This window comes from Pseudomonas sp. G3-19 (assembly GCF_054855875.1).
In genome coordinates, this window is record NZ_JBMPIQ010000003.1 from 3,425,814 (window position 1) to 3,440,333 (window position 14,520).

At 62.2% G+C, this 14,520-nt stretch carries 12 protein-coding genes; 8 read left to right on the forward strand and 4 right to left on the reverse strand.

Annotation, left to right across the window (positions count from 1 at the left end):
• Positions 1 to 5: 5 nt before the first annotated feature.
• Together ACOYXI_RS15750 and ACOYXI_RS15755 are read left to right on the forward strand one after the other, a co-directional pair.
• Positions 6 to 1,733 carry a C13 family peptidase gene (locus ACOYXI_RS15750; protein WP_098965787.1) on the forward strand — a complete coding sequence of 576 codons (1,728 nt, stop codon included), beginning with the start codon at positions 6 to 8 and terminating at the stop codon, positions 1,731 to 1,733.
• Positions 1,734 to 1,760: 27 nt separating this feature from the next.
• Positions 1,761 to 2,402 (forward strand): oxidoreductase, encoded by a 642-nt coding sequence (locus ACOYXI_RS15755; RefSeq protein ID WP_134787414.1) that lies wholly within the window; start codon positions 1,761 to 1,763, stop codon positions 2,400 to 2,402.
• Positions 2,403 to 2,519: 117 nt separating this feature from the next.
• Here the strand turns inward: ACOYXI_RS15755 and ACOYXI_RS15760 are convergent, their stop codons facing one another.
• The 4 genes from ACOYXI_RS15760 to ACOYXI_RS15775 all read right to left on the reverse strand — a co-directional run bounded on the left by ACOYXI_RS15760 (position 2,520) and on the right by ACOYXI_RS15775 (position 6,855).
• On the reverse strand, positions 2,520 to 2,804 hold the full coding sequence (locus tag ACOYXI_RS15760; RefSeq protein WP_096796309.1) for a YceK/YidQ family lipoprotein: 285 nt from the start codon (positions 2,802 to 2,804) through the stop codon (positions 2,520 to 2,522).
• Positions 2,797 to 3,444 (reverse strand): flavin prenyltransferase UbiX, encoded by a 648-nt coding sequence (ubiX, locus tag ACOYXI_RS15765; protein WP_007968137.1) that lies wholly within the window; start codon positions 3,442 to 3,444, stop codon positions 2,797 to 2,799. Before ubiX ends, ACOYXI_RS15760 begins: the two co-directional genes overlap by 8 nt.
• Positions 3,441 to 4,790, reverse strand: a complete 1,350-nt coding sequence (mpl, locus tag ACOYXI_RS15770) for a UDP-N-acetylmuramate:L-alanyl-gamma-D-glutamyl-meso-diaminopimelate ligase (protein ID WP_461675038.1) — start codon at positions 4,788 to 4,790, stop codon at positions 3,441 to 3,443. Before mpl ends, ubiX begins: the two co-directional genes overlap by 4 nt.
• 157 nt (positions 4,791 to 4,947) lie before the next feature.
• On the reverse strand, positions 4,948 to 6,855 hold the full coding sequence (locus tag ACOYXI_RS15775) for a sigma-54-dependent Fis family transcriptional regulator (RefSeq protein WP_461675039.1): 1,908 nt from the start codon (positions 6,853 to 6,855) through the stop codon (positions 4,948 to 4,950).
• A gap of 479 nt (positions 6,856 to 7,334) precedes the next feature.
• On the opposite strand from ACOYXI_RS15775, the gene exaC reads away from it, so the two are divergent.
• From exaC to ACOYXI_RS15805, 6 genes are all read left to right on the forward strand, one after another.
• The gene (gene exaC / locus ACOYXI_RS15780) at positions 7,335 to 8,855 is read left to right on the forward strand and encodes an acetaldehyde dehydrogenase ExaC (protein WP_461675040.1); all 1,521 of its coding nucleotides are present in this window, start codon (positions 7,335 to 7,337) and stop codon (positions 8,853 to 8,855) included.
• 304 nt (positions 8,856 to 9,159) lie between these two features.
• Positions 9,160 to 10,530: an ethanolamine permease gene (eat, locus tag ACOYXI_RS15785; RefSeq protein ID WP_025108674.1), complete on the forward strand. Its 1,371-nt coding sequence runs from the start codon at positions 9,160 to 9,162 to the stop codon at positions 10,528 to 10,530.
• 192 nt (positions 10,531 to 10,722) lie between these two features.
• Positions 10,723 to 12,117 (forward strand): ethanolamine ammonia-lyase subunit EutB, encoded by a 1,395-nt coding sequence (locus ACOYXI_RS15790; RefSeq protein WP_096796313.1) that lies wholly within the window; start codon positions 10,723 to 10,725, stop codon positions 12,115 to 12,117.
• Between the two features lie 5 nt (positions 12,118 to 12,122).
• Entirely contained in the window at positions 12,123 to 12,947 is an 825-nt protein-coding gene (eutC, locus tag ACOYXI_RS15795; RefSeq protein WP_210558597.1) for an ethanolamine ammonia-lyase subunit EutC, read from the forward strand.
• Positions 12,948 to 13,061: 114 nt separating this feature from the next.
• Positions 13,062 to 13,523, forward strand: a complete 462-nt coding sequence (locus tag ACOYXI_RS15800; RefSeq protein WP_003228592.1) for a GNAT family N-acetyltransferase — start codon at positions 13,062 to 13,064, stop codon at positions 13,521 to 13,523.
• A 346-nt stretch (positions 13,524 to 13,869) separates the two neighbouring features.
• Positions 13,870 to 14,520, forward strand: a complete 651-nt coding sequence (locus ACOYXI_RS15805; protein WP_003228594.1) for a DedA family protein — start codon at positions 13,870 to 13,872, stop codon at positions 14,518 to 14,520.

The following is a 14,520-nucleotide window of genomic DNA, read 5'->3' on the forward strand; positions in this document are numbered from 1 at the left end:
CCGCTATGCGCCCACTCGCTTCTCTTGCACCCCTTGCCCTGACCCTGATGCTCACCGCGTGCGGCGACGGCGAATCGCTGTTGCCCCCGGATGCACGGCTGCCGGACGGCGGACGCTATCGCGGCGAACTGGTCAACGGCTTGCTGCAAGGCCAGGGCCGGGTCGACTACCCCAACGGCAGTTGGTACGCCGGGCAGTTCGACAAGGGCCAATGGCATGGCCAGGGCGAGTGGCACGGCAGCAACGGCGAAGTCTATCGCGGTCAGTTTCAGCAGGGGCTGTTCGATGGCCAGGGCAGCCTGACCACCAACGCCAGCAGTTACACCGGCGGTTTCAAGCAGGGCCGCCGCGATGGCGAAGGCACCCTCAAGGAAAACGCCATGACCTACCGTGGCGAGTTCAAGGCTGACCAGTATTCCGGGCTGGGCCGTCTGGAAATGGACGACGGCAGCTCCTATCAAGGCCAGTTCGCCCACGGCAAACCCAACGGCGAAGGCCAGCGCGGCGACGCCAGCGGCAATACCTTCAGCGGCCATTTCGTCAACGGTCAGCTCGAAGGCAACGGCACCTTCAACAGCGCCGATGGCGACATCTATGTCGGCGGCTTCAAGAACAGCCAGCTGCACGGCAAGGGCCGCTACGAGAACGCCGACGGCGACGTGTGGCTCGGCCAGTTCAAGGAAGGCGCGCTGACCGGCAAGGGCGAATTGATCGGCGCCGACGGCAGCCACTACATCGGCTACTTCAACGACTGGCGCTTCAGCGGTCAGGGCCGTTTGAACCTGTCTGACGGCAGCTTCTACATCGGCGGGTTCGACGGCGACAGCTACGCCGGACGCGGCACCCTGGTGCTGACTGACGGCACCGTGCTCAGCGGTACCTGGATCAACGGCCAGCGCGTACGTGACGCCGACGGCAAGCTGTTGCCCGACACCCTCGAACTCGGCCTTCTGGCCCAGGGCCGCCTACTCGATAACGCGCTGGCCGCCGTGCCCGCCTCGACGCCGGCAGTCGAGCTGTACACCCTGACCCTCGGTGGCGACGGCAAGCAAAGCGTGTTCCTGCGCGAGTCCGACTACGTCGCCAACATGCTCACCACACGTTTCGGTGCCTACGGCCAGATTCGTCTGGTCAACCACCGCGACCACCTCGTCGACCGGCCGATGGCCACTCGCGAGAACCTGCGCCGCGCCGCGCAGACTTTGGCTGAACGCAGCGGCCCGGAAGACCTGGTGTTCATCTACCTGACCAGCCACGGCACCGCCGAACACGAGCTGGTGCTCGATCAGCCGCGCATGGAGCTGGCCGATCTGCCCGCCGACGAACTCGCCGCCGTGCTCGCGCCACTGAAAAATCGCGACAAGGTGATCGTGATTTCATCGTGCTATTCCGGCGGTTTCATCCCCGCGCTGAAAGATGAGCGCACACTGATAATGACCGCCTCGCGTGCCGATCGCGTGTCGTTCGGTTGCTCGGAAGAAGCCAACTTCACCTACTTCGGCGACGCCCTGTTCGCTCAGGCCCTGAACCAGACCGACGATCTAGAGCAGGCTTTCAAACTGGCCAAGGCCACCGTCGCCGAGCGCGAACTGGCGGATAACTTCGAAGCCTCGGAGCCACAGATCTGGGCACCGAAAACCGTGCTGGCACACTGGCAACTGCTGCGTAAACAGCAGGCCAGAAAAGCGTTGCAGAGTGCTGCATTGAACGACGGAGCAACAAACAGCAACTAAGCTGAACAGTATCAAGGGAGAAACACTATGTACTTGACGCCTCAGCACGTTTTGCTTGCCGGAGCCACCGGACTGACCGGTGAGCATCTGCTCGACCGTTTGCTCAACGAGCCGACGATCACCCGCGTGCTCGCGCCGTCCCGTCGGCCGCTGGCGGAACATCCGCATCTGGAAAACCCGGTGGGCGACCCACAGGCGTTTCTGCCGCAACTCAGTGGTCGCGTCGATATCGCCTATTGCTGCCTCGGCACCACGATCAAAAAGGCCGGTTCCGAAGCCGCTTTCCGCGCGGTGGATCTGGACATGGTCGTGGCCTTCGCCAAACGCGCACGAGAGATGGGCGCGCGGCACTTGATCGTGATCAGTGCGCTGGGCGCCGATCCGAAATCGTCGATTTTCTACAACCGTGTCAAAGGCGAGATGGAGCAGGCATTGCGCGCACAGGACTGGCCGCAGCTGACCATCTGCCGACCATCGCTATTGCTGGGAGATCGCACCGAGCCGCGCTTGGGCGAACAACTGGCGGCGCCGTTCTCCAAACTGATTCCCGGCAAATATCGCGGCATCGAAGCCTGCCAACTGGCCCGGGCGATGTGGCGCCTGGCGCTGGAAGAACAGGATGGGGTGCGGATCGTCGAGTCGGATGAGCTGCGAAAGCTCGGCAAGTAAACACCGTACTTTGTGGCGAGGGGATTTATCCCCGATCGGCTGCGCAGCAGTCGTCGTTTTTCAGATTTTGGGGGCGCTGCGCACCCCATCGGGGATAAATCCCCTCGCCACACTCCCCTACAATCCGCCAGTCGCCTGAAACCCCACGCCGATCACCGTGAGCAACGACAACGGCAACAACAGCGTATCGAGCAACGCACTCGCCGGCAGGTCCACTCCCGGATAACTCGGCGCTTCAGCCCCGAAGCGATCCATCGCGCAGCACCCGCCATTCATCGCGTACAAATCCAGGCGTGTCCCGGAATACACCACCGGCGCCCCCGGCTTGGCGGCATCCAGCGTGCGCGCGGTGGCGCAGCCGGCCAGTTGCAGCGCCAGCGCAATCATCAACAGCTTATTCATCGCTGCTCAGATGATGCTCGCCCCAACGCGGCAGCATGTCCTGTGGAATGCCCAGCAGATTGAGAATCCGCGCCACGACGAAATCGATCAGGTCGTCGATGGTCTGCGGCTGGTGATAGAAACCCGGCGAGGCCGGCAGGATGGTCACGCCCATGTTCGACAACTTGAGCATGTGCTCCAGATGAATGCTCGAATACGGTGCCTCGCGCGGCACCAGAATCAACTGGCGCCGCTCCTTCAAGGTGACGTCCGCCGCGCGCTCGATCAAGTTGTTGCACGCGCCCGTGGCAATCGCCGACAAGGTACCCGTGGAACACGGCACCACGACCATCGCCGCCGGTGCGCCGGAGCCCGAAGCTACCGGCGACATCCAGTCTTCCTTGCCGTACACGCGGATCTGCCCGGCGGCCGCCCCGGTATATTCGGTGAGAAACGCCTGCATCATCTGCGGCTTGGGCGGCAGCGTGACATCGGTTTCGGTGGCCATCACCAGTTGCGCAGCCTTGGAGATCAGGAAGTGCACTTCGCGATCTTCCCGTACCAGGCAGTCGAGCAGGCGCAATCCATACTGCGCGCCGGACGCGCCGGTCATCGCCAGCGTGATGCGTTCCGGGCCGCCGCTCTGGGCAAAAGTGTTCATTGCAGTGCCTCGGCGAGTTTGCCGTGCAGGCCGCCGAAACCGCCGTTGCTCATGATCACCACGTGGGTGCCGGGCTGGGCCTGGCTCTTCACGCGTTCGATGATGCCTTCCAGCGAATCGCTGACAATCGACGGCACGCTGCACAGTGCGGCAGTGGCGCCCAGATCCCGACCGAGGTTGGCCGGGGCGTACCAGATCACCTGATCGGCATCGACTACACTGTCCGGCAGACCGTCACGGTGCGCGCCGAGCTTCATCGAGTTGGAGCGCGGCTCGATGATCGCGATCAGTGGTGCGTCGCCGATGCGCTTGCGCAAGCCATCAAGTGTGGTGGCGATCGCGGTCGGGTGGTGGGCGAAGTCGTCGTAGATGGTGATGCCGCGTACTTCGGCGACTTTCTCCATCCGGCGTTTGACGTTCTTGAATGCGCTCAAGCCGGCGATGCCCATCGCTGGCACCACACCGACATGCCGCGCCGCTGCCAGCGCAGCCAAGGCGTTGGCGACGTTGTGCTGACCGGTCAGCTCCCATTCGACAGTGCCCTGGGACACGCCTTCGAACATTACTTCGAACGCCGAGCCATCGTCTTTGAGCAACTTGACCTGCCACTGACCGCCGACGCCGGTGGTCTGCACCGGGGTCCAGCAGCCCATTTCAATCACGCGCTGCAAGGCCGGTTCGGTGGTGGGGTGGATCACCAGACCTTCGCTCGGAATAGTCCGCACCAAGTGGTGGAACTGCCGCTCGATCGCCGGCAGATCGGGGAAGATGTCGGCGTGATCGAACTCAAGGTTGTTGAGGATCGCGGTACGCGGACGGTAGTGGACGAACTTCGAACGCTTGTCGAAAAACGCGCTGTCGTACTCGTCGGCCTCGATCACGAAGAACGGCGTGCCGCCCAGACGTGCGGACACCGAGAAGTTCTGCGGCACGCCGCCGATCAGGAACCCCGGGCTCATGCCGGCATGTTCCAGCACCCAGGCGAGCATGCTGCTGGTGGTGGTCTTGCCGTGCGTGCCGGCAACCGCCAGCACCCAGCGCCCTTGCAGCACGTGATCGGCCAGCCATTGCGGGCCGGAGACGTACGGCAGGCCTTTGTTCAGCACATATTCCACCGCCGGGTTGCCGCGCGACATGGCGTTGCCGATCACCACCAGATCCGGTGCCGGATCGAGCTGGGCCGGGTCGTAGCCCTGGGTCAACTGAATGCCCTGGGCCTCAAGCTGCGTGCTCATCGGCGGATAGACGTTGGCGTCGGAGCCGGTCACGTGATGGCCCAGCTCTTTGGCCAGAACCGCCATCGAGCCCATGAAAGTCCCGCAGATACCCAGAATATGAATGTGCATAGTCGACCTCGTAAAACATGGCCGCAGGTTAGCGTAGGGTGGGAAAAATCGCACCTGGTGTTTCGCCTGCGCCGACGCCTTCGCGAGCAAGCCCGCTCCCACAAGGTTGGCGCTGATCCTGTGGGAGCGGGCTTGCTCGCGAATGGCGCGACGCGGTTTAACGGGAGATCGCGTGCTTACGAAGCTTTCTATAGAGGGTATTGCGGCTGACCCCGAGCTGCTGCGCGGTCTGGGTCATGTGCCAGCGCGTTTGCTCCAGCACATCGAGCAACGCCAGACGTTCAGCGTCTTCCAGCGGATGCTCGGACTCAACCGACTTCAGCTCCAGCGTTGGCCGCCCCTGCCGAATCATCGCCGGCAGATCCTCCAACCCGATTCGCCCTTCATCACACAATGCCGCCAATGTGCGCAGAACATTGCGCAACTGCCGAACGTTGCCCGGCCAGGTGAAGGCCAGCAACGCCTGGCGCGCCGGGTCGTCGATCACGATTGTTTCGCCGCCGGCCTCCTCGGCCAGCAGGAAATCCAGCAACTGCGACTTGTCGCTACGCTCACGCAGCGCCGGCAGCGCGACCTCCAGCCCATTGAGCCGGTAATACAGATCTTCACGGAAGCTGCCGCCTTCGACCCGCTCCAGCAGATTACGGTGCGTGGCGCTGATGATCCGCACGTTGACCGCCTCCGGCTCGCCGCCAATCGGCACCACCTGCCGGTCTTCCAGCACCCGCAACAACCGGGTTTGCAGCGCCAGCGGCATGTCACCTATCTCATCGAGAAACAGCGTGCCGCCATCGGCCTGCTGCAACTTGCCGCGCATGCCGTCCTTGCGCGCACCGGTGAAACTTCCGCCGCGATAACCGAACAGTTCGCTCTCGATCAGGCTTTCCGGGATCGCCGCACAATTGAGGGCGACGAAGGCTTTGCTGGCGCGCTGGCTGGCGTGATGCACAGCCTTGGCAAAGGCTTCCTTGCCGGAGCCGGTCTCACCGTTGATCAGCAGCGGCACGTCGCGTTCGAACACCCGCAACGCCTTGCGGAAATCCGCTTGCAGCGCCGCGTCGCCGAGGCAAATGTTCGTCAGCGGTTGAGGCTTGGCCACGATCGGGGCCGGCAGGATCGGCACCGGTTTGCGCGATTCGCCACGCAGCAAGGCAAACAGATGCCGCCCGTCGCGGGTGCGCAGCGGCCAACTGGCGCTGGCATTGGCGCTGGCCCGACCGAGCAACTCGTCCAGCGAACAATCGAAAAATGCTTCCACCGGTTTGCCGAGCAAACCACCCCGAATATGCCCTAGCAGGTTCAGCGCGCTCTGGTTGACCGCGCTGATTCGCCCTTCCCCGTCAAACGCCAGCAGCCCTTCGCTGAACAAACCGACGGATTCGGCCTGAAGATGGAAACGCAGCAGCCATTGGTTATCGAAGCAGCGCAGGAAATAGCAGCTCTCGATCATCTTCGCCGACAGATTGACCAGCGCCATGGTGTGGAACTGGCTCTGGCGCGAGACATCGTGGCGCGCCGAGGACACGTCGAGCACCGCCAGCAGTTCGCCGTGCGGGTCGAACACCGGGCTCGCCGAGCAGGTCAGGCCGGTGTGGCGGCCGCGAAAGTGTTCGTCCTGATGGATGGTCAGTGCCTGGCGCTCGACCAGGCAGGTGCCAATGCCGTTGGTGCCTTCGCAGGCTTCGCTCCAGTCGGCGCCGAGCCAGAGGCCGGCACGTTCGAATATTTTGCGCTCGGCCGGTGCGGTGACGCAGTTGAGGATCACCCCGCGCGCGTCGGTCAACAGCACCGCATGACCGGCGCCCGACAGTTGTTGATGCAGGCTGCTCATTTCATTGCCGGCGATCTGCAACACCTGTTGCAGGCGTTCGCGGCTTTCAAGCACGCGCCCGTGCTCGAGCACGGTGGGCGCCATGGTCAGGGCCGGGTCGAGGTGATAGTCCTCAAGACAGCGCAGCCACGAGCGGGCAATCGACGGATCGGCACCGGGCCCGTGCAGGTGCGGCTTGCCCTGACTGACGGTGAGCACCTGCTGGGCATGGCGACTCAAATGGTTATCGTGCATTTCTTATTATTCTCCCCGAGATCAGTGCCGCCTCTTTATTGGCTGGCACATACCTTGTGGTGAGGGGATTTATCCCCGATGGGTTGCGAAGCAGCCCCAATCAAACCAACGTGGCTTCTTAGATTCACCGCGTACACCGGATTTACGACTGCTGCGCAGCCGATCGGGGCGGTGCGACGTTTCGCTAAATCCCCTCGCCACAAGGGGTGCATCTGGGCGATTGGCAGTCAGCATCCTCCAGCCATCGGCGCATTGCAATGCTGGCAAGACCAGCCGGTCACTGGCTGTGCCAAAAGCGGTACAAACTGTCACCCCCTCTGTACCGAAACCATCACAGGCGCCGCCCGCCCGTCCGACAAAAAATACGCAAAGCCTTGATTTGCCTGCCCTGCACGGCAGTGGCCCGACCTTTGCTCTACGCTTATAGCAAGCGCACTTGCGCGTTTCTCTAATAAGTACAAAGCCAAGGAGAACAAATCATGCGTTACGCTCACCCCGGTACTGAAGGCGCCAAAGTCTCGTTCAAGAGCAAGTACGGTAACTACATCGGCGGCGAGTTCGTCGCGCCTGTCAAAGGTCAGTACTTCACCAACACCTCGCCAGTGAATGGCCAACCGATTGCCGAATTTCCTCGCTCCACTGCCGAAGACATCGACAAGGCACTGGACGCCGCCCACGCCGCTGCCGATGCGTGGGGCGCGACCTCCGTGCAGGCGCGCTCGCTGGTCCTGCTGAAAATCGCCGACCGCATCGAACAGAACCTCGAACTGCTGGCGATCACCGAAACCTGGGACAACGGCAAAGCCATCCGCGAAACCCTCAACGCCGACATCCCGCTGGCAGCCGACCATTTCCGCTACTTCGCCGGTTGCCTACGCGCCCAGGAAGGCAGCGCTGCCGAAATCGACGGCAACACCGTGGCCTATCACATCCATGAACCGCTGGGCGTGGTCGGCCAGATCATCCCGTGGAACTTCCCGCTGCTGATGGCCGCGTGGAAACTCGCCCCGGCACTCGCCGCCGGCAACTGCGTGGTACTCAAGCCTGCCGAGCAAACCCCGCTGGGCATCTGCGTGCTGATGGAGCTGATCGGTGATCTGCTGCCACCGGGCGTGCTCAACGTGGTGCAAGGTTTCGGCAAAGAAGCCGGCGAAGCCCTGGCCACCAGCAAACGCATCGCCAAGATCGCCTTCACCGGCTCGACCCCGGTCGGCTCGCACATCATGAAATGCGCCGCCGAGAACATCATTCCATCGACCGTGGAACTGGGCGGCAAGTCGCCGAACATCTTCTTCGAAGACATCATGCAGGCCGAACCGACCTTCATCGAAAAAGCTGCCGAAGGCCTGGTGCTGGCGTTCTTCAACCAGGGCGAAGTCTGCACCTGCCCGTCCCGCGCGCTGGTGCAGGAGTCGATCTACGACGAATTCATGCAAGTGGTGATGAAGAAAGTCCTGCAAATCAAACGTGGCGATCCGCTGGACACCGACACCATGGTTGGCGCGCAGGCGTCCGAGCAGCAATTCGACAAGATTCTTTCGTACCTGGAAATCGCCAAGGGTGAAGGCGCCGAGCTGCTGACCGGCGGCAAGGTGGAAAAACTCGAGGGCAATCTGGCGACCGGCTATTACATCCAGCCAACCCTGCTCAAGGGCACCAACAAAATGCGCGTGTTCCAGGAAGAAATCTTCGGCCCGGTGGTGAGCATCACCACCTTCAAGGACGAAGCCGAAGCCCTGGCGATCGCCAACGACACCGAGTTCGGCCTCGGCGCCGGCCTGTGGACCCGCGACATCAACCGCGCCTACCGCATGGGCCGCGCGATCAAGGCCGGTCGTGTGTGGACCAACTGCTACCACCTGTACCCGGCGCACGCCGCGTTCGGCGGGTACAAGAAGTCCGGCGTCGGCCGTGAAACCCACAAGATGATGCTCGATCACTATCAGCAGACCAAAAACCTGCTGGTGAGCTACGACATCAATCCGTTGGGCTTCTTCTAAAACCCGGGGGCGATACAGATATTTCTGTGTCGCCTGTTCAACCGCCTTCGCGAGCAAGCTCGCTCCCACAGGGATCTGAATTCGATCTCAATAATGGGTTCACCACATAAACCTGTGGGAGCGAGCTTGCTCGCGAAGGCGTCCTAAATGACACGACACAAGGCCTGGCCGCTCTGGCACGGCCCTTGCGTACCCGTCATTCAGGTTTTGCACAAAAACTGCCGCTGCGTGAACAGCATCCATCCACCTCATCCACTGCACCCGAAAGTCCAACAGATCGAACAATAAAAAACAGAGAGGACTTATGACTTCCACCACACAGCTCAAACCCACACTCGGCACCCTGCATTTGTGGGGTATTGCCGTCGGCCTGGTGATTTCCGGCGAATACTTCGGCTGGAGTTACGGCTGGGGCACCGCGGGCACCCTCGGATTTCTGGTCACGGCGCTGATGGTCGCGACCATGTACACCTGCTTCATCTTCAGCTTCACCGAACTGACCACCGCGATCCCCCACGCGGGCGGGCCGTTTGCCTATAGCCGCCGGGCGTTCGGCGAAAAAGGCGGACTGATCGCCGGCATCGCCACGCTGATCGAATTCGTCTTCGCCCCACCGGCGATCGCCATGGCCATCGGCGCCTACCTCAACGTGCAGTACCCGGAGCTTGATCCGAAGGTGGCAGCGGTCGGCGCGTATTTCGTGTTCATGACCCTGAACATCCTCGGCGTCAGCATCGCCGCGACTTTTGAGCTGGTGGTCACCGTGCTGGCGGTCGCCGAGCTGCTGGTGTTCATGGGCGTGGTCGCACCGGGCTTCAGCTTCAGCAATTTCGTGCTCAACGGCTGGTCGGGTTCCAACGAGTTCACGATGGGCTCGATCCCCGGAATCTTTGCGGCGATTCCGTTTGCGATCTGGTTTTTCCTTGCCATCGAAGGCGCGGCCATGGCCGCCGAAGAAGCCAAGGACCCGAAACGCACAATTCCCAAGGCCTACGTCAGCGGCATCCTGACCCTGGTGTTCCTTGCCATCGGCGTGATGGTGATGGCCGGCGGCGTCGGCGACTGGCGTCAACTGTCGAACATCAATGACCCGCTGCCGCAGGCGATGAAAGCGGTGGTCGGCAACAACTCATCGTGGATGCACATGCTGGTGTGGATCGGCCTGTTCGGCCTGGTGGCGAGTTTCCACGGGATTATCCTCGGTTACTCGCGGCAGTTCTTCGCCCTCGCCCGCGCCGGTTATCTGCCGAAGAGCCTGGCCAAGCTGTCGCGCTTCCAGACCCCGCACCGGGCGATTCTCGCCGGTGGTGTGATCGGCATCGCGGCGATCTACAGCGACGGTCTGGTCAATCTGCAAGGCATGACCCTGACCGCAGCGATGATCACCATGTCGGTGTTCGGCGCGATCGTGATGTACATCATCAGCATGCTCAGCCTGTTCAAACTGCGCAAAACCGAACCGAACCTGGAACGCACCTTCCGCGCCCCGGGCTACCCGGTGGTGCCAGCAATTGCGCTGTTTCTGGCGGTGGTGTGCCTGGTGGCGATGGCGTGGTTCAACACGCTGATCGGCTGTGTGTTCCTGGGCTTCATGGCCGCTGGTTATCTGTACTTTCAGCTCACCGCCAAGCAACGCGCCGAAGCCCCGGCAGACGCTATGCTCGAAGGTATCTAGTTGCACCGGCACCGGGCCTGTCGCCCGGTGCCCGCTATATAGAAGTGCATGAAAATCCCCCTGTGGGAGCGGGCTTGCTCGCGAAGGCGTCGTGTCATCCAACAACGATGTCGTCTGACACGACGCTTTCGCGAGCAAGCCCGCTCCCACAGGGAGACCGAGTTACCCACAGAATCAGGAGGACACCGCCCCATGGCCGCATTTGCCCATTCCGTCGGCGCCCAGACCTACCGCTTCGACAGCCTCAAGGACGTCATGGCCAAGGCCAGCCCGGCGCGCTCCGGTGACTTTCTGGCCGGCGTTGCCGCGCTCAATGACGGCGAACGCGTGGCTGCACAAATGGCGCTGGCCGACATCCCGCTCACGCATTTTCTGCAGGAAGCGCTGATTCCCTACGAAGCCGATGAAGTCACCCGACTGATCATCGACACCCACGACAAACAAGCCTTCGCGGTGGTCAGCCACCTCACCGTCGGTGGTTTCCGCGACTGGCTGCTCAGCGACGCCGCTGACGAAACCAGCCTGCGCGCCCTCGCCCCCGGTCTGACCCCGGAAATGGTCGCCGCCGTGTCGAAAATCATGCGCGTGCAGGATCTGGTGCTGGTGGCGCAGAAGATCCGCGTGGTCACAAAATTTCGCGGCACCCTCGGCCTGCGCGGGCGCTTGTCGACCCGGCTGCAACCGAACCATCCGACCGACGAGCCCTCCGGCATCGCCGCGAGCATTCTCGACGGTCTGCTGTACGGCAATGGCGACGCGATGATCGGGATCAACCCGGCCACCGACAGCATCGCCTCGATCTGCGCGATGCTGGAGATGCTCGACGCGATCATTCAGCGCTATGACATCCCGACCCAGGCTTGCGTGCTGACCCACGTCACCACCTCGATCGAGGCGATCAACCGGGGGGTGCCGCTGGATCTGGTGTTCCAGTCGATTGCCGGCACCGAAGCGGCCAACGCCAGTTTCGGCATCAACCTCAATGTATTGCAGGAAGGCTATGACGCGGGGCTGAGCCTGAAGCGCGGCACCCTCGGGCAGAACCTGATGTATTTCGAAACCGGTCAGGGCAGCGCGCTGTCGGCCAACGCCCACCACGGTGTCGACCAGCAGACCTGCGAAACCCGGGCCTATGCCGTGGCGCGGCACTTCAAGCCGTTTCTGGTGAACACCGTGGTCGGCTTCATCGGCCCGGAATACCTCTATAACGGCAAACAGATCATCCGCGCCGGCCTCGAAGACCACTTCTGCGGCAAGTTACTCGGCGTGCCGATGGGCTGTGATATCTGTTACACCAACCATGCCGAAGCCGATCAGGACGACATGGACACCCTGCTGACCCTGCTCGGTGTGGCCGGAATCAACTTCATCATGGGCATCCCCGGCTCCGACGACATCATGCTCAACTACCAGACCACCTCGTTTCACGACGCGCTCTACGCGCGCCAGACCCTGGGCCTGAAACCGGCGCCGGAGTTCGAGCAATGGCTGGCGAACATGGGCATCTTCACCCAGGCGGACGGCAAGGTTCGCTTTGGCAACAACCTGCCGCCGGCCTTCCGCCAGGCGCTGGCGCAACTGGGATGAGTGTTATGGAAAAACCGCCTGTCGACCCGCAAAACCCGTGGCTGGAACTGCGCCGCCTGACCCCGGCGCGCATCGCCCTCGGCCGCACCGGCACCAGCCTGCCGACCAGCGCCCAGCTGGATTTCCAGTTCGCCCACGCTCAGGCACGGGATGCGGTGCATCTGCCGTTCGACCACGCCGGGCTCAGCGCGCAACTGAGCGAGCGCGGGCGCGAGACCTTGTTGCTTCACAGCGCCGCGACTGATCGCAACAGCTACCTGCAACGCCCGGATCTGGGGCGCAAGCTCAGCGACACCTCGGCGCAGAGCCTGCGGGATTACGCGCAGGCCAACCCCGGCGGGGTCGATCTGACGATTGTGGTGGCGGACGGCCTGTCGGCACTGGCGGTGCATCGGCATACCCTGCCGTTTCTGACCCGCCTGGAGGAGCAGATGAGCGCCGACGGCTGGTCGCTTGCCCCGGTAGTGCTGGTGGAACAGGGCCGCGTCGCCATCGGTGACGAGATCGGTCAGTTGCTGGGTGCAAAAATGGTCGTGATGCTGATCGGAGAGCGTCCGGGCCTCAGCTCGCCCGACAGCCTCGGTTTATATTTCACCTACAATCCAAAAGTCGGGCTGACCGATGCCTACCGCAATTGCATCTCCAACGTGCGGCTTGAGGGCTTGAGCTACGGCATGGCGGCGCATCGCCTGCTGTATCTGATGCGCGAGGCCTGCCGGCGGCAGCTGTCGGGGGTCAATCTGAAGGACGAAGCACAGGTGCAGACGCTGGAGTCGGAGGCCGGTGCGGACATGAAGGGAAACTTCCTACTCGATCCGCCCACAACCTGAACCGTTTCCGCATTGCGTTTCTGCGCTGCTTTCAGGCAGGATCGATGCACGGCCGCAGGGTTTCCCATCGCCGTCAGAGCAGTTGAAGACAGCCACTTGAAGACGAGACCTATCATGCGGATTATTCAAGCGACCCTCGAACACCTGGATTTGCTGACCCCGTTGTTCGTCAAATATCGCGAGTTCTACGGTTCCCTGCCCTACCCGGATTCCTCCCGCGCGTTTCTCGAAAAACGCCTGCGTCGCAAGGAGTCGGTGATTTATCTGGCCCTGGCCGATGATGACGACAAGAAGCTCATGGGGTTCTGCCAGCTGTATCCAAGCTTTTCCTCGCTGTCGCTCAAGCGCGTGTGGATCCTCAACGACATCTATGTCGCCGAAGACGCCCGCCGCCAACTGGTGGCCGACAACCTGATCCGCACCGCGAAGAAAATGGCCAAGGAAACCCAGGCCGTGCGCATGCGCGTTTCCACCAGCAGCAACAACGAAGTGGCGCAGAAAACCTACGAATCCATTGGTTTCAAGGAAGACACCGAGTTCAAGAACTACGTGCTGCCGATCAGCGACGAGCTCTAGCACTCATCAAGGGCCTGTTGTGGCGAGGGAGCTTGCTCCCGCCGGGCTGCGAAGCGGCCCCACCTCAGTCATCTCAACAGGTCAGGCAAATCAAGGCTTGGGAGTGCTTCGCCCTCCAGCGGGAGCAAGCTCCCTCGCCACACCCACCTTGCCGCCACCATCAATGCCTGCCTGACATTTGTTCACACCCCGACATCCCTCGCTACAAAACCAACGCGCTTTTCACCTCTCAGACCGTATAATCCCGAGCTTTCCGGCTTGTAAGAAAAACTACACCTCGCTGTAGGCTTACACCCGAATCATCCGCACAGGCCTGCCGAGTCGGGCCGTCACCACAGGTGCCCCCATGGATTTCAACCCGCTCGACCTTATCCTGCATCTCGATGTGTACCTCGATTTGCTGGTCACCAACTACGGGCCGTGGATCTACGCGATTCTGTTCGCTGTCATCTTCTGTGAAACCGGTCTGGTGGTGATGCCGTTCCTGCCGGGTGATTCGCTGTTGTTCATCGCCGGTGCCGTGGCGGCGGGCGGTGGCATGGATCCGGTGCTGTTGGGCGGGCTGCTGATGCTCGCGGCGATCCTCGGCGACAGCACCAACTATGTGATCGGCCGAACGGCGGGCGAAAAACTCTTCAGCAACCCGAACTCGAAAATCTTCCGTCGCGACTACCTGCAAAAAACCCACGATTTCTACGACAAGCACGGCGGCAAAACCGTGACCCTGGCGCGCTTCCTGCCGATCATCCGTACATTTGCCCCGTTCGTCGCCGGCGTCGGGAAAATGCCCTACCCGCGTTTCTTCGCGTTCAGCGTGTTCGGCACCATCCTCTGGGTCGGCGGCCTGGTGACCCTGGGTTACTTCTTCGGCAACGTGCCGTTCATCAAGAAGAACCTGTCGTTGCTGGTGGTTGGCATCATCCTGCTGTCGCTGGTGCCGATGATCATCGGCGTGGTGCGCAGCCGTTTCGGCGGCGCGAAAGCCGAAACCCACTGA